This window comes from Nocardioides palaemonis (genome assembly GCF_018275325.1).
GTDB classification, from domain to species: Bacteria; Actinomycetota; Actinomycetes; order Propionibacteriales; family Nocardioidaceae; genus Nocardioides; species Nocardioides palaemonis.
In genome coordinates, this window is sequence record NZ_JAGVQR010000001.1 from 1,699,538 (window position 1) to 1,720,557 (window position 21,020).

Annotated in this window: 20 protein-coding genes; 12 read left to right on the forward strand and 8 right to left on the reverse strand. The window is 72.5% G+C overall.

Annotated elements, in window-relative coordinates; all coding sequences use genetic code 11:
* Nucleotides 1–40: 40 nt before the first annotated feature.
* From KDN32_RS08345 to KDN32_RS08355, 3 genes are read left to right on the forward strand one after another with little or no spacing between them, the layout of a single operon-like run.
* The gene (locus KDN32_RS08345; RefSeq protein ID WP_211731550.1) at nt 41–1,309 is read left to right on the forward strand and encodes a glycosyltransferase family 4 protein; all 1,269 of its coding nucleotides are present in this window, start codon (nt 41–43) and stop codon (nt 1,307–1,309) included.
* Nucleotides 1,296–2,045: a class I SAM-dependent methyltransferase gene (locus KDN32_RS08350; RefSeq protein WP_211731551.1), complete on the forward strand. Its 750-nt coding sequence runs from the start codon at nt 1,296–1,298 to the stop codon at nt 2,043–2,045. Before KDN32_RS08345 ends, KDN32_RS08350 begins: the two co-directional genes overlap by 14 nt.
* On the forward strand, nt 2,042–3,151 hold the full coding sequence (locus KDN32_RS08355) for a glucosidase family protein (protein WP_211731552.1): 1,110 nt from the start codon (nt 2,042–2,044) through the stop codon (nt 3,149–3,151). The genes KDN32_RS08350 and KDN32_RS08355 overlap by 4 nt, the downstream gene beginning before the upstream one ends.
* On the opposite strand, the gene KDN32_RS08360 is transcribed toward KDN32_RS08355, so the two are convergent.
* Entirely contained in the window at nt 3,107–3,769 is a 663-nt protein-coding gene (locus KDN32_RS08360; RefSeq protein ID WP_307853850.1) for a class I SAM-dependent methyltransferase, read from the reverse strand. The two genes, KDN32_RS08355 and KDN32_RS08360, sit on opposite strands and share 45 nt — an antisense overlap.
* 4 nt (nt 3,770–3,773) lie before the next feature.
* Nucleotides 3,774–5,066 (reverse strand): alpha/beta hydrolase, encoded by a 1,293-nt coding sequence (locus KDN32_RS08365; protein WP_211731553.1) that lies wholly within the window; start codon nt 5,064–5,066, stop codon nt 3,774–3,776.
* A gap of 37 nt (nt 5,067–5,103) precedes the next feature.
* Here KDN32_RS08365 and KDN32_RS08370 point away from each other — a divergent pair, with 37 nt between their 5' ends.
* Nucleotides 5,104–5,994, forward strand: a complete 891-nt coding sequence (locus tag KDN32_RS08370) for an aminoglycoside phosphotransferase family protein (protein ID WP_211731554.1) — start codon at nt 5,104–5,106, stop codon at nt 5,992–5,994.
* A gap of 204 nt (nt 5,995–6,198) precedes the next feature.
* Here the strand turns inward: KDN32_RS08370 and KDN32_RS08375 are convergent, their stop codons facing one another.
* Both KDN32_RS08375 and KDN32_RS08380 read right to left on the reverse strand, forming a co-directional pair.
* Nucleotides 6,199–6,942 carry a dienelactone hydrolase family protein gene (locus tag KDN32_RS08375; protein ID WP_307853852.1) on the reverse strand — a complete coding sequence of 248 codons (744 nt, stop codon included), beginning with the start codon at nt 6,940–6,942 and terminating at the stop codon, nt 6,199–6,201.
* A 44-nt stretch (nt 6,943–6,986) separates the two neighbouring features.
* Nucleotides 6,987–7,628 (reverse strand): sulfotransferase family 2 domain-containing protein, encoded by a 642-nt coding sequence (locus KDN32_RS08380; protein WP_211731555.1) that lies wholly within the window; start codon nt 7,626–7,628, stop codon nt 6,987–6,989.
* Nucleotides 7,629–7,698: 70 nt separating this feature from the next.
* On the opposite strand from KDN32_RS08380, the gene KDN32_RS08385 reads away from it, so the two are divergent.
* Nucleotides 7,699–8,343, forward strand: coding sequence for a hypothetical protein (locus KDN32_RS08385; protein ID WP_211731556.1), 645 nt, complete (start codon nt 7,699–7,701; stop codon nt 8,341–8,343).
* Here KDN32_RS08385 and KDN32_RS08390 read toward each other — a convergent pair.
* The 4 genes from KDN32_RS08390 to KDN32_RS08405 are packed head-to-tail and all read right to left on the reverse strand — an operon-like array spanning nt 8,337 to nt 11,131.
* On the reverse strand, nt 8,337–8,978 hold the full coding sequence (locus KDN32_RS08390) for a sulfotransferase family 2 domain-containing protein (RefSeq protein ID WP_211731557.1): 642 nt from the start codon (nt 8,976–8,978) through the stop codon (nt 8,337–8,339). The genes KDN32_RS08385 and KDN32_RS08390 overlap by 7 nt on opposite strands.
* A gap of 37 nt (nt 8,979–9,015) precedes the next feature.
* Nucleotides 9,016–9,696, reverse strand: a complete 681-nt coding sequence (locus KDN32_RS23280) for a thioredoxin domain-containing protein (RefSeq protein ID WP_211731558.1) — start codon at nt 9,694–9,696, stop codon at nt 9,016–9,018.
* Between the two features lie 47 nt (nt 9,697–9,743).
* Complete coding sequence (locus KDN32_RS08400; protein WP_211731559.1) at nt 9,744–10,433, reverse strand: MBL fold metallo-hydrolase; 690 nt, start codon at nt 10,431–10,433, stop codon at nt 9,744–9,746.
* On the reverse strand, nt 10,427–11,131 hold the full coding sequence (locus KDN32_RS08405; RefSeq protein ID WP_211731560.1) for a maleylpyruvate isomerase family mycothiol-dependent enzyme: 705 nt from the start codon (nt 11,129–11,131) through the stop codon (nt 10,427–10,429). Before KDN32_RS08405 ends, KDN32_RS08400 begins: the two co-directional genes overlap by 7 nt.
* Before the next feature lie 152 nt (nt 11,132–11,283).
* Here KDN32_RS08405 and uvrA point away from each other — a divergent pair, with 152 nt between their 5' ends.
* From uvrA to gap, 7 genes are all read left to right on the forward strand, one after another.
* Nucleotides 11,284–14,304, forward strand: a complete 3,021-nt coding sequence (uvrA, locus tag KDN32_RS08410; RefSeq protein WP_211731561.1) for an excinuclease ABC subunit UvrA — start codon at nt 11,284–11,286, stop codon at nt 14,302–14,304.
* Nucleotides 14,305–14,358: 54 nt separating this feature from the next.
* A complete protein-coding gene (locus KDN32_RS08415; protein WP_211731562.1) occupies nt 14,359–14,826 on the forward strand; it encodes a Rieske (2Fe-2S) protein in 468 nt (155 codons plus the stop codon).
* 65 nt (nt 14,827–14,891) lie between these two features.
* A complete protein-coding gene (uvrC, locus tag KDN32_RS08420) occupies nt 14,892–16,886 on the forward strand; it encodes an excinuclease ABC subunit UvrC (RefSeq protein ID WP_211731563.1) in 1,995 nt (664 codons plus the stop codon).
* A gap of 3 nt (nt 16,887–16,889) precedes the next feature.
* Nucleotides 16,890–17,768 (forward strand): RNase adapter RapZ, encoded by an 879-nt coding sequence (gene rapZ, locus KDN32_RS08425; protein WP_211731564.1) that lies wholly within the window; start codon nt 16,890–16,892, stop codon nt 17,766–17,768.
* Nucleotide 17,769: 1 nt separating this feature from the next.
* Nucleotides 17,770–18,738, forward strand: coding sequence for a gluconeogenesis factor YvcK family protein (locus KDN32_RS08430; protein WP_211731565.1), 969 nt, complete (start codon nt 17,770–17,772; stop codon nt 18,736–18,738).
* A gap of 70 nt (nt 18,739–18,808) precedes the next feature.
* Nucleotides 18,809–19,795 (forward strand): DNA-binding protein WhiA, encoded by a 987-nt coding sequence (gene whiA, locus KDN32_RS08435; RefSeq protein WP_211731566.1) that lies wholly within the window; start codon nt 18,809–18,811, stop codon nt 19,793–19,795.
* Between the two features lie 225 nt (nt 19,796–20,020).
* Nucleotides 20,021–21,016, forward strand: a complete 996-nt coding sequence (gene gap, locus KDN32_RS08440) for a type I glyceraldehyde-3-phosphate dehydrogenase (protein WP_211731567.1) — start codon at nt 20,021–20,023, stop codon at nt 21,014–21,016.
* The last annotated feature ends 4 nt before the right edge of the window (nt 21,017–21,020 follow it).

The window sequence follows — 21,020 nt, forward strand, 5'->3', positions numbered from 1 at the left end:
ATAATGGCGGTTCCACGAGCGCCATCGAGAGGCAGACCACGTGCGCATCGCCATGCTGTCCTACCGGACGAAGCCGCACTGCGGGGGACAGGGCATCTACGTCCGCCACCTCAGCCGCGAGCTGGTCCGCCTCGGCCACGAGGTCGAGGTGTTCTCCGGCCAGCCCTACCCCGAGCTCGACGAGGGCGTGCGGCTGACCAAGGTGCCGAGCCTGGACCTCTACCGCGAGCCCGACCCGTTCCGCGTGCCCCACCTGCGCGAGTTCCGCGACCGGATCGACGTCGAGGAGTTCCTCACCATGTGCACGGCCGGGTTCCCCGAGCCGAAGACGTTCAGCTCGCGCATCTCGCGGCTGATGAAGGACCGCGCCGGCGACTTCGACGTCGCCCACGACAACCAGGTGCTCGGCACCGGCATCCTCGACCTCGAGGACTACGGCCTCCCGGTCGTCGCGACCATCCACCACCCCATCACGATGGACCGCCGGATCGACCTGCAGACCGCGCCGACGTGGCGCAAGAAGCTGACCCTGCGCCGCTGGTACGGCTTCCTGCGGATGCAGTCGCGCACGGCCAAGCGCTACCGCCGCGTCCTCACGCCGTCGGAGTCCTCGCGGCGCGACGTCGCGCGCGACTTCGGCGTCGACCCCGCCCGGATCCGCACCGTCCTCCTCGGCGTCGACGACGTGTTCGCCCCGCCGACCGCGCCGCGCGTGCCCGGGCGCATCCTGGCGATGGCCAGCGCCGACGCCCCGATGAAGGGCATCGCCACGCTGCTCGAGGCCTTCGCCAAGCTCAGCGTCGAGCGCGACGTCTCGCTGGTGCTGGTCACGAAGCCCGAGCCGGGCGGCCGCACCGAGCAGCTCGTCGACCAGCTCGGGATCACCGACCGGGTCAGCTTCGTCAACGGCGTCAGCGACGAGGAGCTGGTCGCGGTGATGGGCTCCGCCGAGGTCGCCTGCGTGCCCTCGCTCTACGAGGGCTTCTCGCTGCCCACCGCCGAGCTGATGGCGTGCGCCACCCCGCTCGTCGTCTCGCGCGCAGGCGCCATCCCCGAGGTCGTCGGCCCCGACGGCGAGTGCGCCGACCTGGTGACGCCCGGTGACGTCGGCGAGCTCGAGCAGGCCATCGCCGCGCTGCTCGACGACCCGGAGCGGCGTACGGCGATGGGCGAGGCCGGCCGGGCCCGCGTGCAGGAGCTGTTCAGCTGGCGAGCCGTGGCCGAGGCCACCGCCGCCGCATACGAGGAGACGATCGCCGACTTCCAGCGGGAGCGGCGCGAGGAGGGGACCACCCGTGCTGACCGTTGACTTCGACCGGCTCGGGCTGCGCCCGGGCGAGCGGGTGCTCGACATGGGCTGCGGCGCCGGCCGCCACGCGTTCGAGATGTACAAGCGCGGCGCCGACGTGATCGCGTTCGACCAGGACGCCGACGAGCTGGCCACGGTGCGTGAGTGGTTCACCGCGATGCGCGAGGCCGGCGAGGTGCCCGAGGGCGCCGAGGCCGACGTCAAGGAGGGCGACGCGCTCGCGCTGCCCTTCGCCGACGGCGAGTTCGACCGGATCGTCGCCGCCGAGGTGCTCGAGCACATCCACGCCGACGTCGAGGCGATCAAGGAGCTGGTGCGGGTGCTGCGCCCCGGCGGCACCCTGGCGATCTCGGTCCCGCGGTGGCTGCCCGAGGTGATCAACTGGAAGCTCTCCGACGACTACCACAACGCCGAGGGCGGGCACGTCCGGATCTACACCTCCGAGGAGCTCGTCGACAAGGTCACCAAGGCGGGCCGGTCCAACGACGGCACGCCCGGTGACGCGATGGTCTTCACGGGCAAGGGCTACGCCCACGGGTTGCACGCGCCGTACTGGTGGATCAAGTGCGCGGTCGGCGTGACCAACGACGAGCACCCGCTCGCCAAGGCCTACCACCGCCTCCTGGTGTGGGAGATCATGAAGAACCCGCGGACGCTGCGCGCGGCCGGCAAGGTGCTCGACCCGGTGATCGGGAAGAGCATGGTGCTGTACTTCCGCAAGCCCGAGACGGCATGACCCGGTCCCCGGCGGACGGCGTGCCGACCTGGGCCGACGTCGAGCAGACCGCGGCCACGATCGCCGCGATGCAGGAGCCGTCCGGGGCCGTCCCGTGGACGCCGGGCGAGCACACGGACGTCTGGAACCACCTCGAGTCGGCGATGGCGCTGCTGGTGGGCGGCCAGGCCGATGCCTCCGACCGCGCGTTCGTGTGGGCGCGCCACACCCAGCGGGCCGACGGCTCGTGGCCGATGAAGATCGTGGCCGGGGAGGTCGAGGACCACTCCGGCGAGACGAACATGTCGGCCTACGTCGCGGTGGCGACCTGGCACCGCTGGCTGGTCACCCGCGACGAGTCGCTCGTGCGGGAGATGTGGCCGACCGTGCGCCGCGCGCTGGACTTCGTGGTGTCGCTGCAGCTGCCGTTCGGGGGCATCGCCTGGTCCCAGGAGTGGCGCGACGGGCAGCCGTCGCGGGTCAACGAGGAGGCGCTGCTCGCCGGGTCGTCGAGCATCCACCACGCCCTGCGCGCCGGCGTCGCCCTCGCCGCGCTGGTGGGCGAGCAGCAGGTCGAGTGGGAGCTGGCCGGCGGACGGCTGGCGCACGCGCTGCGCGAGCACCGTGACCTGTTCCTCGACAAGTCCGAGTTCTCGATGGACTGGTACTACCCGGTCCTCGGCGGCGCTGTCCGCGGCGACGCGGCGCACGCGCTGCTCGCCGAGCGGTGGGACACCTTCGTCGTGCCCGGCCTGGGCATCCGGTGCGTCTCCACCAACCCGTGGGTGACCGGCGCCGAGACGGCCGAGCTCGTGCTCGCGCTGGAGGCCGTCGGTGACCGTGACCGCGCCAGCCGGCTGCTCGCCGACGTGCAGCACCTGCGCGCCGCCGACGGGTCGTACTGGACCGGCTACGTCTGGCCCGACGAGGTGTTCTGGCCGCACGAGCACACGACCTACACCGCCGCGGCGGTGGTGCTCGCGGTCGATGCGCTCACCGACACCACGCCCGGTGCCGACATCATGCGCGGCACGACCCTGCCCGAGCTCGCCGAGATCGGCCTCGAGTGCGGCTGCGCGGGCTCAGGCGCCGACCGGGTCGCCGGCGTCGCCGGCCACCCGGCGTAGCACCCGCATCGACCCGAGGGCCTCGACCTCGGAGAAGGCGCCGCTGGCGAGCGCCGGGAGGTAGATGTCCTCGTAGGGCGGCCGGCCGCCGTCGGCCGGGTCGGGGAACACGTCGTGGACGACGAGCACTCCGCCGGCCGCCACCCAGCGCACCCAGCCGCGAAAGTCCGCGCGGGCCGGCTCGACGCCGTGCCCGCCGTCGATGAAGAGCAGCGAGAGGGGCGTACGCCACCAGCGGCTCACCGTGTCGGAGCGGCCCACGACCGCGACGACCTGGTCCTCGAGGCCCGCGTCGGCGATCGTGCGACGGAAGGTGGGCAGGGTGTCCATCAGCCCGCGGTCGGGGTCGACCAGCGTGTCGTCGTGGTGCTCCCACCCGGCCTGGTTCTCCTCCGACCCGCGATGGTGGTCGACGGTGAAGACCGTGCCACCCACCTCGCGGGCCGCGGCGCCGAGCCACACGGCCGACTTGCCGCAGTAGGTCCCGACCTCGAGGGCGGGGCCGTGGGGGAGCCGCTCGCGCGCCCACCGGTGCAGCAGGGCCCCCTCGTCCTCGGGCATGAAGCCCTTGGCGGCGCGGGCGTGCTCGAGCAGGTCCGGAGGCATCTGCGCGGTCACGGGCTCACGCACCCCGGGCGTCGGACGTACGGCTGAGCCGGTCACGCCCGGCGTCGGCGTCGAGGCCGCGGCGCCAGGCGTTCCAGTGCCAGGTCAGCCAGCGGTCCACGGCGTCGACGGCGTGCTCGCTGCGGATCGAGTGGAACACCTCGAACGCGTGCTGGGCGCCCGGGAGCTCGGCGTAGGTGACCGAGCGCCTCGACGTGCGCCGCAGCTCGGCGACGAACATCCGGGCCTGGTCGACGGACACCAGGCTGTCGAGCTCACCGTGGACGACGAAGAAGTCGGGGGCGTCCTCGGTGATCCGCAGGATGGGCGACGCCGCCTCGTAGACGTCGGGGGAGTCGGCCCACGTGGTCTGCATGACGCGGGGGCCGAGGAAGGCGTCGCGCATGCTGATCGCGTTGGCCAGCCCGGTGGAGCCGGCGAAGTCGTAGACGCCGTAGAACGGCACGGCCGCCTGCACGCTGGTGTCGGCGTCCTCGAAGCCGGGCTGGAACGCCGGGTCGCCGGGCGTCAGCGCGGTGAGCGCCGCCAGGTGACCGCCGGCCGACCCGCCGGTGATGGCGAGGTAGTCGGGGTCGCCGCCGTAGGACGCGATGTGCTCGCGCACCCACGCGACGGCCCGCTTGACGTCGACGACGTGCGCCGGCCACGGGTCGCGCGGGGACAGGCGGTAGTTGATCGCGACGCAGTTCCAGCCCTGGGCGGCCATCCGGTTCATCAGCGGGCGGCCCTGCTTCTCCTTCGTGCCGTAGACCCACGCGCCGCCGTGGACCTGGAGCAGCACGGGCGCGCCCTCGATGCGGTCCTTCCCGGCGGGGAGGTAGATGTCGAGGTGTCCGCGGCGTCCGGCGTCGGTGTAGGGCACGTCGCTGATGACGCGCACGGCCTCGTCGCGGAAGTCGAAGGGGCGCGCGAGGTGGCGTACGCGCGTGGCGAGGTCGGCCGGGTCGGGCACCTGGTCGAGCTCCTCGACGCGGTCGACGCCGAGGCCCTCCTCCAGCGCGTCCTCGAGGACCTGCTCGGCCCGCTGGCTCTGGCGCACCATGTGGGCGAGCCCGAGGGCGCTGGCCCCGGCCAGCGCCAGGCCGGCCCTGGCACGGAACCCGCGGCGGCGCTCCCGGGTCAGGTGGGCGGCCGCGTCGAGGGCGGTGAGCGCCAGCACCTGCGGTGCGGTCTCGTTGAAGACGAACCCGGTGACGAAGGAGCCGAACCCGCCGCGGCGGCCGCGCAGGGGGCGCAGCGCGTTGACGGTGAGGGCGGCGACGATGCTCTGGCGGCCGAGGAAACTCACGTGACCAACCTACCGGCCGGTAGTAGCGTCGCGGGCGATGACCAGGATGCACGACGACGAGATCGCGATCGACGACGAGACCGTCCGCCGGCTGGTCGCCGACCAGCTCCCCGAGTGGGCCGGGCTGCCGGTGCGCCGGCTGCCACCCGTGGGCACGGACAACCAGCTCTTCCGGCTCGGCGACGACCTGCTGGTGCGGATGCCGCGGGTGCCGGGGCCGGCCGAGGGCGTCGCCTTCGAGCACGCCTGGCTGCCCCGGATCGCGCCACATCTCCCGGTCACCGTGCCGGCGCCGGTCGCGCTCGGTCGTCCCGGTCACGGCTACCCGTTCGAGTGGACGGTGGTGCCCTGGGTCGAGGGGGCGACGCCGACGCCCGGGACCTGGGACCCCGAGGAGTGGGCCGCCGCGCTCGGCGCGTTCGTGCGCGCGTGCCGCGAGGTCCCGGGGATGGACGGCCCGGTCCGCACCGAGGGGCGCGGCGCGCCGCTGGCGTCGATGGACGAGTGGGTGCGGCGCTGGACCGCGCGGGCCGACCCCGCGGAGCTGTCCCGCGACGCGGTGCTGGCGGTCTGGGAGGACGCGCTCGCCGCGCCGGCGTACGACGGGGAGCCGCGGTGGTTCCACGGCGACCTGCACGAGGGCAACCTGCTGGTCCGTGACGGCTCCCTGGCCGCGGTGATCGACTGGGGCTGTGCCGGCCGCGGCGACCCGGCCATCGAGCTCAACGCGATGTGGGGCAACCTGCCCCGGTCCGTGGCCGGGCTCTACCGCGACGCCACCGGTCTCGACGAGGTCGCCTACCGACGCGCGCGGGGCTTCGCGCTCGCCCCGTCGATCAGCGGCTTCACCTACTACCGCGAGACGTCGCCCCGGATGTCGGAGCTGGGCCTGCGGACGGTGCGCCAGCTCGTCGCGTCGCTGGGCTGACCGCTCGACCTCCACCCTGCGGCAGGCCGGAGGGTCCACACGGTCGTCGTGGTCGACCTGTCCTGACGGGCGGCCAGCCCGATCGGCACGACGGAGACGCGCAGGCATTGGTGGCCGCCCGGCTCGCCGCTCCCGCGTGACGGGCGGTCCCGGGCCGACCAATGCCTGCGCGCCTCCCGGCGCCGCGCGGCGGTGAGTCGGGGGTCAGGCCCGCAGCCGCTCGCCGAAGAACTCGAGGACCGCGTCGACCGCGACCTGGGAGCGCTGCTCGGTCACGGTGGAGTGGCCCTTGCCGGGCAGGTCGACCCGGACGAAGTCGTCGCCGAGCAGCGAGGTGAGGGTGTCGAACCGGGTGCCGACGGCGGGGTCGGAGGCGTAGCGGATGCCGAGCACCGCGCAGCCGTCCGCGGCGCGACGGCGTACAGCCTCGGTGTCGGCAGGGGACAGGTTGAGGTCGGCCGCGCGGGTCCTGCCTACCGGGAAGGGGGCGCTCGGCTGGCAGAGCACGGGTGCGGCGACCGAGTCGTCCACCATCATCGCGAGGGCGAACCCGCCGGTGAAGCACATGCCCAGCGCGCCGACGCCCGGACCGCCGAGCTCGGCGTGGAGGTCGCGGCACAGGGAGCGCAGCCAGCCGGCCACCGGTGTGGTGACGCCGGTGGCGAGCTTGGTGAACTCGCGGCTCACGCACAGCCGCGGCATCGTCCGGACGACGTCGCCGACGCCGAACGGCCGCGCGGCCGGACCGAAGAGGTGGGGCAGGAGCACGGTGTAGCCGGCCTCGACGAGCTCCTCGCCGAACGCGATGACGCCCGTGGTGAGGCCGGGCACCTCGTGCACGACGACGACCCCCGGGCCGGTGCCCTTGCGCCACACCGGGTGGGTGGTCGGGGTGCCGGCGACGTCGGCGGTGTGCTCGGAGCGGGTCCAGGTCTCGAGTGCGTCCACGGGGAGCAATCTCCCAGCCCGCCGGCCGAGGGGGAAGGGCCCGCTCAGAACGCGTAGCCGAAGGCCTCGAGGTCGGCGGCGTACACCTCGGCCACCCGGTCCCGGGTGGCCGAGGTGTAGTAGTCGCGATAGCTGCCGTGCGGCGACCGGTTGCGGTGCGGCACGGGAGTCGGGTCGCCACCGAGGCGGCGCTCGACCTCCGCGAGGTCCTCGGCGAACGACTCGGTGCGACCGACGAAGTCGACCTCGCGCCCGGGCGCGCGCAGGTAGTCCACCTGCGGCCGGCCGAGCCGCGGGAGCTCGTCGGTCCCGCGCAGCACGAACTCCTCGAACCCGGAGTACGCCGCCGCAGCACGCCACAGGTCGTTCCCGCGCATCTTGCGCTCGCCCTCCTGCGGCCGACCGCTCGCCGGTCCCCACTCGCGGTTCCAGTCGTCGATCATCGACCACCACGACACCATCCGGGCCCACGGGTTGCGGACGAAGGCGAAGGACCAGTAGTCCGCCACGCCGGGCTCGGCGCGCAGGATCCGCGCGTACGGCGCGTGGCGCCCCAGCGGCGGGACCACGCCCGGTGCCTTGCTGCGGGCGTCGGGGCAGGTGCGGGTGAAGGTGACGCCGACCGAGACGCCGCCGGTCTTCGGCACGTGCACGAAGAGCGCACGGCGGGCGTCGGAGATCAGCACGGGCGCGAGGCTAGCCCACGCACCGGTGCCAGGTGGGACCGACCGCACCCCGGTGCGGGATGATCGGGCGGTGATGACGTTCCTCGGCCTCGGACCCGGTCGCGACTTCGTGCTCCTGGCCCTGCCGAAGACCGCCAGCACCACCCTCGAGCGGACGCTGGCGCCCCACGCCACCGAGGTGGTCGGCTCGCCGCCCGGCCAGAAGCACCTGCCGGCCCGCGGCTTCGTCCACACCCGGGCGCACGCGCTCGCCGAGCAGGGGCACCCCCGCGACTCCTACGAGCTCGTGACCATGTTCCGCGAGCCGCTGGCCTGGCTGGAGTCGTGGTGGCGCTACCGCGCCCGCGAGGACAGTCGCCAGTCGACGGCCGAGATGACGTTCGACGAGTTCGCGCGGCGCTACCTCGCCGGCGACGACGACGCACCGGTGCCGAAGGGACGCCCCGCGAAGTTCATCCGCGCCCAGGGCGGTGTGGCGGTCGACCGGATCTTCGCCGTCGACCGGCCCGACGTGTGGGAGCCGTGGTTCAGCGCCCGGGTCGGCGCACCCCTGGCGTTCGAGCGGCGCAACGCGTCGACCGCGGAGCGCGGCGAGCTCGCCGACCCCACCCGCGAGGCACTGGTCGCCCACTTCGAGCCGGAGTACGCCGTGTGGCGCCGGCTCGAGGAGACGGGGGAGTGGGCGGGCGCCCGCGGGACCCGTCTCGATCAGTAGGTGTAGCCGAAGAGCTCGATGTCCTCGGCGTAGACCTCGGCGATCTTCTTGCGGGTCTCGTCGGTGTAGTAGTCGTGGTACGTGCCGTGCTTCGACTTGTTCTTGTGCACCGGCGTCGACGGCTCGAGCCCGAGCTGGACCTGCACGCGCTGGAGGTCGGCGACGAAGTTCTCGGTGCGACCCACGAAGTCGACCTCGCGGCCGTGCTTCGGTGCGCGGAGGTAGGAGATCTGCGGCGTGCCGACCCGGGGCAGCTCCTCGGTGCCGCGCAGCACGAACTCGTCGAAGCCGGAGTACGCGGCGGCCGCCCGCCACATCTCGTTGCCGTCGCGCATCGAGTTGTGCTTCACGTCCTGGGGCTTGCCGCTCGCCGGTCCGTGGCGGCGGTCCCACTGCGAGATCATCGAGTACCACGACACCATCCGGGCCCACGGGTTCCGGACGAACCCGAAGGTCCAGTAGTCGATCACCTGCGGCTCGTGCTTGAGGATCTTGCCGAGCGTGGCGTGCCGGCCGAGCGCGGGACGTGCCTTGCGGGCGTCGGGGCAGGCCTCCTTCACGGTCTCCTCGACCGAGACGCCACCCGTCTTGGGGACGTGGACGAAGAGCACCTGCTTGGAGTCGCTGATCAGCACGCGCCGAGGCTATCCCAACGCTCCGGGGCCTCCGGGCTCAGGACTCCAGCGGCCAGCCGCGCTGCGCCCAGCCGCCCGTGCCGCCGGCGACGTTGATCGCCGGCAGGCCCTGCGCCCGCAGGTGGTCGACGACCTGGCGGCTGCGACCGCCGGCGGCGCAGATGACGAAGAACGGGGTGTCGCGGGGCAGCTCGGCGACGCGGGCGGGCACGTCGTTCATCGGGATGTGGACGGCGCCGGGCACCCGGCCGCCGGCCACCTCGTCGGCCTCGCGGACGTCGAGGACGTACGCGCCCTGGCTGTGCGCGGCGGCGAACTGGTCGAGGTCGACCTCGTCCTGCGGGCCGTTCGCGGCGGCCTCCTGCGCGGCCTGCACCTCCTGGCGCACCGCGTCCATGTCGAGCTCGCGGGCCTGGTCGATCACGCCGGCCAGCGCCTGCGGCGGCAGGGCTCCGGCCTGGTTGAACAGCAGCACCCCGTCGCGGAACAGCATCAGCGTCGGGATCGAGGTGATGGCCGCCATCTGGCTCAGCTGCTGCTCGGCCTCGGTGTCGACCTTGCCGAACACGATGTCGGGGTTGTCCTCGGACGCCTTCTCGTAGACCGGGGCGAACTGGCGGCACGGGCCGCACCACGACGCCCAGAAGTCGACCAGGACGATGCCCTCGCCGCTGACGGTCTGCTCGAAGTCGGCCAGGGTCAGGTCACGCGTGCTCATGGCTCCAGCCTGCCACGCCCCGGGTGGCGGCGGGTGGGGGCCGGGCGTCACCAGCCCCGCGCGCGCCACTCGGCCAGGTGCGGGCGCTCGTCGCCGAGGCGGCCGTCGTTGCCGTGCCCGGGGTAGAACCACGTCTCGTCGGGCAGCCGGTCGAAGAGCTTGGTCTCGACGTCGCCGAGCAGCTGCACGAACGCGTCGGCGTCGCCGAAGGTGTTGCCGACGCCGCCCGGGAAGAGGGAGTCGCCGGTGAACAGGTGCGGCGTGGGCGCGACCTCCTCGTCGTCGAGCAGCAGGCAGATCGAGCCGGGGGTGTGACCGGCGATCGCCACGACCTGGAGGTCGCAGGTGCCGACCGCGACCTTGTCGCCGTCGCCGACCCGGCGGTCGACCGCGACGCCGGTCTGCTCCTCGATCGCGTCGGCGTCGGGCGCGCCGGCGACGATCGTCGCACCCGGGTGGGCCGCCTTCACCGCGGCCAGGCCCCGGTGGTGGTCCCAGTGCTGGTGGGTGGTCACGACCGAGGTCAGCGAGCGGTCGCCGATCAGCTCGAGCAGGCGCTCCGGCTCCGCCGCGGCGTCGACGAGGACGAGCTCGTCGGTCACCTCGCAGTGCAGCAGGTAGCAGTTGTTGGACATCTTCGGGTCGACGGCCACCTTGGTGATCGTGAACGGCCCGAGTGCGCGGACGTCGGGTGCGCCGCCGGGGGAGACCTCCCCGGTGTAGGTGTCGGTCACCATGCCTCCATCTCCGGGAGCTCGTGCGTGCTGGACGTCAGGCCCTCGCCCGACCCGCGGCCGGTGAGCCACCAGGCCGCGGCGCCGGCCGGACCGGAGACGACGGGTCCGTCGCCCTCCGGACCGTAGCGCCAGTCGCCGTCGAGGTCGGTGGGCCGGACCGTGATCGGGGTCGGGGTGTCGAACTTCGTGAGCGAGTCGAGCAGCACGCGGTCGAAGTCGGCGCTCCAGTCGGCGTGGGTGTAGCCGCTGCCGAGGTCGGCGTGGTGGATCTCCACCTCGCGCAGCCGCATCAGCGGGACGGCCGCCACCCGGATCACGCGGGCACCGGGGGTCCGGTCGAAGCTGCCGTTCCAGTCGCCGTCGGCCATCGAGGCGAGCGCGTCGGCGAAGGCGCCGGTGCCGGCGAGGAAGCGGTCGCGGAGCTCCGCGGGATCGGCGACGGCGAGCTCGTCGATGTCGCCGTCGCGCCGCTCCTGCGAGGGGTACATCGGCTGCGGGCGCCCGACGTGGGCGCTGTGGAGGACCCCGGCGAGCGCCTCGGCGTTGAGCGCGAGGTGCGCCACGACGTGCCCGCGGGTCCACCCCGGCAGGAGGGAGGGCTCCGCGAGCGCGGTCGCGTCGAGCCCGTCGACCGTGCGGACGAGGGCGCCGTCGGCCGCGCGCAGCAGGTCGCCGACGGCGGGCGTGGTCTCGGTCACGCGGCCCATCGTGCCACCCACCCTGCCGGGTGGACGATGGGTGCGCTGTCGGACCTGCGTGAGAAGGTGGCACGGCCTGTCGGCTTGACCCGACGGGGACACTGGGACGAACATCTGTTCGAACCCCGACGTACGCCAGAACGAGGACCACTGTGGCCGACCAGCTCATCATCCGGGGCGCCCGCGAGCACAACCTCAAGGACGTGTCGATCGACCTGCCTCGCGACTCCCTGATCGTCTTCACCGGGCTGTCCGGGTCGGGCAAGTCGAGCCTCGCCTTCGACACGATCTTCGCCGAGGGCCAGCGCCGCTACGTCGAGTCGCTCTCGGCCTACGCGCGCCAGTTCCTCGGCCAGATGGACAAGCCCGACGTCGACTTCATCGAGGGCCTGAGCCCCGCGGTCAGCATCGACCAGAAGTCGACCTCGAAGAACCCCCGCTCCACCGTCGGCACCATCACTGAGGTCTACGACTACCTCCGCCTGCTCTACGCCCGCGCCGGCCGCGCCCACTGCCCGACCTGCGGCGCGCCGATCGAGCGGCAGACACCGCAGCAGATCGTCGACCGGGTGCTCGCGCTCGAGGAGGGCCGCCGCTTCCAGGTGCTCGCGCCGGTCATCCGCGGCCGCAAGGGGGAGTACGTCGAGCTGTTCCGTCAGCTCCAGCAGCAGGGCTTCAGCCGCGCCCGGGTGGACGGCCAGACCCACACCCTCGACGAGCCCCCGGTGCTCGACAAGAAGCTCAAGCACACGATCGAGGTGGTGGTCGACCGGCTCGCGGTCAAGGAGTCGTCGAAGCGGCGGCTGACCGACTCGGTCGAGACCGCGCTCGGCCTCGCCGGCGGCCTGGTCGTGTTCGACTTCGTCGACCTCGACGCCAAAAACCCGGGCCGGGAGATGAAGTTCTCGGAGAAGATGGCGTGCCCCAACGACCACACCATCGACACCGACGACCTCGAGCCGCGCTCGTTCTCGTTCAACTCCCCGTTCGGTGCGTGCCCCGCGTGCTCGGGCCTCGGCACCCGGATGGAGGTCGACCCCGAGCTGGTCGTCCCCGACCCCGGCGCCACCCTCGGTGAGGGCGCGATCGCGCCGTGGAGCGGCGCCCACGTCGCCGACTACTTCCTCCGCCTGGTCAACGCGCTGGGCGAGGAGCTCGGCTTCGACCTCAACACTCCGTGGGAGCAGCTGCCCACCAAGGCGCGCACGTCGCTCCTCGAGGGTCACAAGACCAAGGTCCACGTCGTCACCCGCAACCGCTACGGCCGCGAGCGGGCCTACTACGCCGCGTTCGAGGGCGTACGGCCCTATGTCGAGCGCCGCCACCGCGAGGCCGAGTCCGACACCAGCCGCGAGCGCTTCGAGGGCTTCATGCGCGAGGTGCCGTGCCCCACCTGCCAGGGCTCGCGCCTCAAGCCGGTGTCCGTGTCGGTGACCCTCGGCGCGCGCGACCAGGGCGGGCTCAACATCGCCCAGCTCTGCGCGCTGCCGATCAACGAGACCGCCCACTACCTCCGCACCGTCGACCTCTCGGTGCGCGAGCGCCAGATCGGCGAGCGGGTGCTCAAGGAGATCCAGGAGCGCCTGCAGTTCCTCCTCGACGTCGGTCTCGACTACCTCTCCCTCGACCGGCCCAGCGGCTCGCTCTCGGGCGGCGAGGCGCAGCGGATCCGGCTCGCCACCCAGATCGGCGCCGGCCTCGTCGGCGTGCTCTACGTCCTCGACGAGCCGTCGATCGGCCTGCACCAGCGCGACAACCAGCGGCTGATCGAGACCCTCGTCCGGCTCAAGGACCTCGGCAACACCCTCATCGTCGTCGAGCACGACGAGGACACCGTCCGGGTGGCCGACTGGGTCGTCGACATCGGCCCCGGCGCCGGCGAGCACGGTGGGCAGGTCGTCCACTCCGGCACGGTCGAGGACCTGCTCACCCACCCCGACTCGATGACCGGCCAGTACCTCTCCGGCCGGCGCGAGATCCCGGTCCCGGCGGTGCGCCGCCCGCGGACCGTCGGGCGCGAGCTCACCGTCCACGGCGCCCGCGAGCACAACCTGCAGGACGTCGACGTCAGCTTCCCGCTCGGGGTGTTCTGCGCGGTCACCGGCGTCTCCGGCTCGGGCAAGTCCACGCTGGTCAACGACATCCTCTACACCTCGCTGGCCAAGCAGATCTACAACGCCCGCACGGTCCCCGGCCGGCACACCAAGATCACCGGCCTCGAGCACGTCGACAAGGTGATCCACGTCGACCAGTCGCCGATCGGCCGCACCCCGCGGTCCAACCCGGCGACCTACACCGGTGTCTTCGACCACATCCGCAAGCTCTTCGCCTCGACCCCCGAGGCCAAGATGCGCGGCTACCTCCAGGGCCGCTTCTCGTTCAACGTCAAGGGCGGACGCTGCGAGGCGTGCTCCGGCGACGGCACGATCAAGATCGAGATGAACTTCCTGCCCGACGTCTACGTCCCGTGCGAGGTCTGCCACGGCGCCCGCTACAACCGCGAGACGCTCGAGGTCCACTACAAGGGCAAGACCATCGCCGAGGTCCTCGACATGCCGATCGAGGAGGCCGCGGAGTTCTTCGCGGCCGTCCCGGCGATCGCCCGTCACATGAAGACGCTGGAGGAGGTCGGCCTCGGCTACGTCCGCCTCGGCCAGCCCGCCACCACGCTGTCCGGCGGCGAGGCACAGCGCGTCAAGCTCGCCAGCGAGCTGCAGAAGCGCTCCACCGGCCGCACCGTCTACGTCCTCGACGAGCCGACGACCGGCCTGCACTTCGAGGACATCCGCAAGCTCCTCGGCGTGCTGTCCAGCCTGGTCGACAAGGGCAACACGGTCCTGGTGATCGAGCACAACCTCGACGTCATCAAGACCGCCGACTGGCTGGTCGACATGGGTCCCGAGGGCGGCTCGCGCGGCGGCACGGTCGTCGCCGAGGGCACGCCCGAGGAGGTCGCGCTGGTCGAGGCGAGCCACACCGGCGCGTTCCTCAAGCCGATCCTCGAGGGCCGCGGGGCCCAGCAGCCGGGCAAGCCGCGGCGGGCGCCGAAGGACACGACGGCGAAGAAGGCCACGGCGAAAAAGGCCCCGGCGAAGAAGACTCCGGCCCGCACGTCGGCCGCGAAGAAGGCCACCGCGAAGGCACCGGCGAAGAAGGCGAGCGCCCGCACGTAGCGCATCAGGGGCGACTCACAGGGATTTCACAGGGCTGCTGGCTAGTCTCGCGCCATGACAGCCATCAACCGACGTCGTGCCCTCGCCGGATCAGCTGCCGTGGCGGTGGGGGTCCCCCTGCTGGCCGCCTGCGGGTCGGACGACGACAGCACCGCGACCGACTCCTCCTCGTCCGGGTCGTCCGGCTCCAGCGAGCCGAGCGACTCCGGCTCGAGCAGCAGCTCGGGCGGGACCGCCGACGCGCTCGCCAGCACCTCCGACGTACCGGTCGGCGGGTGCTTCGTCGTGGCCGCCGCGAAGGTCGTGCTGACCCAGCCGACCGAGGGCGACTTCAAGGCGTTCTCGGCCACCTGCACCCACCAGGGCTGCTCGGTGGAGTCGAGCAGCGACGGCGAGATCCCGTGCCCCTGCCACGGCAGCAGGTTCTCGATCGAGGACGGCTCGGTCATCACCGGTCCGGCCACGTCGGGCCTCGCGGCGGTCGACATCACGGTCGACGGGGACTCGATCACCCAGGCCTGACCGTTCCCGGCCACCCGACGAGGGGAGCGGCCGGGACTGTCGGGGGTCGCCCGTAGGGTTGTCCGGTGGCCACGCCGAGCTCCTACCGACCCGCGCCCGGGTCGATCCCGACCAAGCCGGGGGTCTACCGCTTCCGCGACGCCAAGGGCCGCGTGATCTACGTCGGCAAGGCCAAGAGCCTGCGCCCGCGGCTGTCGTCGTACTTCCAGGACATCGGCAACCTCCACCCGCGCACCGCGACGATGGTCACCACCGGGGCGAGCGTCGAGTGGACGGTCGTCGACACCGAGGTCGAGGCGCTCCAGCTGGAGTACAGCTGGATCAAGGAGTTCGACCCCCGCTTCAACGTGAAGTACCGCGACGACAAGTCGTACCCGTGGCTCGCCGTCACCGTGGGCGAGGAGTTCCCCCGGGTGATGGTCGGACGCGGCGCCAAGCGCAGGGGCACGCGCTACTTCGGCCCCTACAGCCACGCGTGGGCGATCCGCGAGACCGTCGACCTGCTGCTGCGGGTGTTCCCGATGCGCTCGTGCAGCAACGGCGTGTTCAAGCGGTCGTCGCAGATCGGCCGGCCCTGCCTGCTGGGCTACATCGACAAGTGCTCCGCGCCCTGCGTCGGCTCGGTCACCCCGGAGCAGCACCGCGAGATCGTCGACGACTTCTGCGACTTCATGGCCGGCAACACCGCGGCCTTCACCCGCCGCATCGAGAAGGAGATGTACGCCGCCTCCGAGGCGCTCGACTTCGAGAAGGCGGCCCGGCTGCGCGACGACCTCGGCGCGCTGACCAAGGCGCTGGAGAAGCAGGCGGTGGTGCTGGGCGACGGCACCGACGCCGACGTGATCGCGCTCGCCGAGGACCCGCTCGAGGTCGCGGTGCAGATCTTCTACGTCCGCGGCGGCCGGATCCGCGGCCAGCGCGGGTGGGTCGCCGACCGCACCGACGAGGGCGGCACGCCCGAGCTGGTCCAGGACTTCCTGCTCCAGCTCTACGGTGGCGTCGGTGCTGATGAGGGGCAGGACTCGATCCCGCGCGAGGTGCTCGTCCCCGCGCTGCCGCCGGACCACGACGTGCTCGAGGAGCTGCTGGGGGAGCGTCGCGGCAGCAAGGTCGCGATCCGCGTCCCGCAGCGCGGCGACAAGCGCGACCTGCAGGAGACGGTCGCGTCCAACGCCGCCCAGGCGCTCGCGCTCCACAAGACCAAGCGGGCGAGTGACCTCACCACCCGCAACCGCGCGCTCGAAGAGATCCAGCAGGCGCTGTCGCTCGACGAGGTCCCGTTGCGCATCGAGTGCTACGACGTCTCCAACCTCCAGGGCACCGAGGTGGTCGCCTCGATGGTGGTCTTCGAGGACGGCCTGGCCCGCAAGTCGGAGTACCGCCGGTTCGTGATCCGCGGGGTCGACGGGCAGAACGACGTCGCCTCGATGCACGAGGTGATCACCCGTCGGTTCAAGCGGCTCCAGGACGAGCAGGGCAGGAGCGAGACGGTCTCGACCGACTCCGGTCCGATGCTCGTCGATCCGGAGACGGGCCGCCCGCGCAAGTTCGCGTACGCCCCCTCGCTGGTCGTCGTCGACGGCGGGCCGCCGCAGGTCGCGGCCGCCCAGCAGGCGCTCGCCGAGCTCGGCATGGACGACATCCCCGTCTGCGGGCTGGCCAAGCGGCTCGAGGAGGTGTGGCTGCCCGACGAGGAGGACCCCGTGATCATGGCCCGCACCAGCGAGGGCCTCTACCTGCTCCAGCGGATCCGCGACGAGGCCCACCGGTTCGCGATCACCCACCACCGCAACCGACGCTCGAAGTCGATGGTGGAGAGCATGCTCGACGACGTGCCCGGGCTCGGCGAGGTGCGGCGCAAGACCCTCCTCAAGCACTTCGGCTCGCTGAAGAAGCTCCGCGAGGCCGAGGTCGAGGACATCGCGCTCGTGCCCGGCATCGGGCCCCGCACCGCCAGCGCCATCAAGGACGCGGTCGCGAAGGGCGACGCGAGCCGCAAGACTGCAGCCACCGCGCCGGTCGTCAACACCGCGACCGGCGAGATCCTGGAGGAGGACTAGGTCATGTCCCACGTGAGCGAGCCGACCCCCGGCGAGCTGGTGATCGTCACCGGCATGACCGGCGCCGGTCGCAGCACCGCCGCCAAGGAGCTCGAGGACCTCGGCTACTTCGTCGTCGACAACCTCCCGCCGACGCTGGTGCGCGACGTCGTGCGCCTCGTCGACGACAGCCGCGGCATCACCCAGCCGATCGCGGTCGTGGTCGACGTGCGCTCGGGCTCGTTCTTCGACTCCCTCCAGGCCAACCGGCACCAGCAGGTCACCGGACGCCCGACGACGCTGCTGTTCCTCGAGGCCACCGACGACGTGCTGGTGCGGCGCCAGGAGGCGGCGCGGCGACCCCACCCGCTGCAGGCCGGCGGGCGGCTGCTCCACGGGCTGCGCCGCGAGCGCGAGGTGATGGCCGACATCCGCGGCGATGCCGACGTCCTCCTCGACACCTCCAACTTCAACGTCCACCAGCTCCAGGACCGGATCGCCGGGCTCTTCGGCACCGAGGCCCACACCCGCCTCAAGGTCACCGTGATCAGCTTCGGCTTCAAGTACGGCATCCCCGTCGACGCCGACTGGGTGGCCGACATGCGCTTCCTCCCCAACCCCCACTGGATCCCCGAGCTGCGCCCGCAGAACGGCCGCGACCCCGACGTCGCGGCCTACGTCCTGTCCCAGCCCGGCGCCGGCCAGTTCCTCGACCAGTACCTCCCCGTGCTCCGCACCGTCGCCGAGGGCTACCTCGTCGAGGGCAAGCGGTTCATGCAGGTGGCCGTCGGCTGCACCGGCGGCAAGCACCGCAGCGTGGCGATGACCGAGGCGATCGCGGGCCTGCTGCGCGAGGCAGGCCACGACGTCAGCACGGCGCACCGCGACCTCGGCAGGGAGTGACGTGGCCCGCGAGACCGCGCAGGCCGCGGTCGCCCTCGGCGGCGGGCACGGGCTGGCGGCGACGTTGTCGGCGCTGCGCCGCCTGCACGACGACCTCACCATCGACGACCTCACCGCGATCGTGACCGTCGCCGACAACGGCGGCTCGTCCGGCCGACTCCGCGGCGAGTTCGGGGTGCTCCCGCCCGGCGACCTGCGGATGGCGCTGGCCGCGCTCTGCGGCGACGACGAGTGGGGCCGCACCTGGGCCGACGTGGTCCAGCACCGCTTCGCCGGCGACGGCGAGATGAACGGCCACGTCGTCGGCAACCTGCTCATCGTGTCGCTCTGGGAGCTGATGGGCGACCACGTACGCGCCCTCGACTGGGTCGGCCGCCTGCTCGGGGCCCACGGCCGGGTGCTCCCGATGGCGACGACCCCGATGGACATCACCGCGCGGGTGCGGGGCGGCGACCCCGACGACCCGACGCGGGTCGAGGTGGTGCAGGGCCAGGTCGAGGTGGCGACGGCCGCCGGGCAGATCGAGTCCGTCGCGCTGGTGCCCGAGGACCCGCAGGCGTGCCCCGAGGCGGTCGAGGCGATCCTCGCCGCGGAGTGGGTGGTGCTCGGCCCGGGCTCGTGGTTCACCTCCGTGATCCCGCACCTCATGGTGCCGGGCCTGCGCCGTGCCCTCGCCGAGACCAGTGCGCGGCTCGTGGTGGTGCTCAACCTCGAGGCCCAGCCGGGGGAGACCACCGGGTTCGGGCCCGAGGACCACCTCGCCGCGCTCTACGAGCACGTCCCCGACCTCACCGTCCACACGGTGCTGGCCGACGCCACGTCCCTCGGGGACGACCGCGAGCAGCTCGAGAAGGTCGTCGCGGACCGTGGCGCACGCCTCGTCGTGGCCGACGTGTGCGTCGCGGGGGAGCCCCACCACGACCCCGACCGGCTCGCCGACGCGTTCCGCCGGATCGTCGACGAGGCCTGAGTCACGCCGGGGCCGCGGCCCGGCGACTTGGGCGCTGAGGGTCGTTGACCTCCATGGCAGGATTCGGGCCATGGCTATGACGGCACAGGTGAAGGCAGAGCTCGCCTCCACCCAGATCACCAAGACCTGCTGCCGCAAGGCCGAGGTCGCCTCGATGCTGCGCTTCGCGGGCGGTCTCCACATCGTCAGCGGACGGATCGTCGTCGAGGCCGAGCTCGACACCGGAGCGGCCGCGCGCCGGCTGCGCAAGGACATCTCCGAGGTCTACGGGCACACCTCCGACGTCGTCATGGTGCAGGGCAACGGCATCCGCAAGGGCAGCCGCTACATCGTCCGGGTGACCAAGGACGGCGAGGCGCTCGCGCGCCAGACCGGGCTGCTCGACCAGCGCGGCCGCCCGGTGCGCGGCCTGCCGCCCGCCGTCGTCAGCGGCGGCGGCTGCGACGCCGTCGCGGCGTGGCGCGGCGCGTTCCTCGCCCACGGGTCGCTCACCGAGCCCGGCCGTTCGTCCTCGCTCGAGATCACCTGCCCCGGCCCGGAGGCCGCACTCGCGATCGTCGGGGTCGCCCGCCGGCTCGGCATCTCGGCCAAGGCCCGCGAGGTCCGCGGCATCGACCGGGTCGTGATCCGCGACGGCGACGCGATCGGCGCGCTGCTCACCCGACTCGGGGCGCACGAGTCGCTGATGGCGTGGGAGGAGCGGCGGATGCGGCGCGAGGTCCGCGCCACCGCCAACCGGCTCGCCAACTTCGACGACGCCAACCTGCGCCGCTCCGCCCGCGCCGCCGTCGCCGCCGGCGCCCGCGTCGAGCGCGCGCTGGAGATCCTCGGCGAGGAGATCCCCGACCACCTGCGCCAGGCCGGCCACCTGCGCCTCGAGCACAAGCAGGCCTCGCTCGAGGAGCTCGGCCAGCTGCACGACCCGGTGCTCACCAAGGACGCCATCGCCGGGCGGATCCGCCGCCTGCTGGCGATGGCCGACAAGCGGGCCGAGGAGCTCGGCATCCCCGACACCGAGGCGTCGCTAACCCCGGAGATGCTCGCGGACGAGGGCTGACCACGGCGTCTCGCCCCACGTCGGGTCGTTCGACCCTTGCCGGCGAGACCACCGGCCCGGAAGGCTCGTCCTGACGTTGGATCGTTCCAAAGTTACCTGTCCGTACCGCGGGAGACCGCGCTCGGGACCGTCGCCGGCACCCGATAGGGTCGGTGATGCTGGTCACCGAAGGCCAGGGCTGTCCACGGGGTCACCGAAGGCCCCCAACCCAGGAGGCACACACCCATGACTGTTCGCGTAGGCATCAACGGCTTCGGCCGCATCGGCCGCAACTTCTTCCGGGCCGTGCGCGCCTCGGGCGCCGACATCGAGATCGTCGGCGTCAACGACCTGACCGACAACGCCTCGCTCGCCCACCTGCTCAAGTACGACTCGATCCTCGGCCGCCTCGACGCCGACGTGACGAGCGACGACACCTCGATCATGGTCGGCGACCAGAAGATCGCGGTCTCCGCCGAGCGCGACCCGGCCAACCTCTCGTGGGGCGACCTGGGCGTCGACGTCGTCGTCGAGTCCACCGGCTTCTTCACCGACGCGACCAAGGCGAAGGCCCACGTCGACGCAGGCGCCAAGAAGGTCATCATCTCCGCGCCGGCCTCCAACGAGGACATCACCATCGTGATGGGCGTCAACCACGACCTCTACGACCCGGCCCAGCACACCGTCATCTCCAACGCGTCGTGCACCACCAACTGCCTCGCGCCGATGGCCAAGGCGCTCAACGACGGCCTCGGCATCACCAAGGGCCTGATGACCACGATCCACGCCTACACCGCGGACCAGAACCTCCAGGACAACATCCACAAGGACCCGCGCCGCGCCCGCGCCGCCGCCCTCAACATGGTCCCCACCTCGACCGGTGCGGCCAAGGCGATCGGCCTGGTGCTGCCCGAGCTCAAGGGCAAGCTCGACGGCTACGCCATGCGCGTCCCGGTCCCGACCGGCTCGGCCACCGACCTGACCTTCGAGGCCTCGCGCGAGACCTCGGTGGAGGAGGTCAACGAGATCGTCAAGGCGGCCGCCGACGGCCGGTTCCTGAAGTTCTCGACCGACCCGATCGTGTCGACCGACATCGTCACCGACCCGGCGTCCTGCATCTTCGACGCCCCGCTGACCAAGGTCATCGGCAACCAGGTCAAGGTGCTCGGCTGGTACGACAACGAGTGGGGCTACTCCAACCGCCTTGCCGACCTGATCACGCACGTCGGCTCGTCGCTCTGAGCCG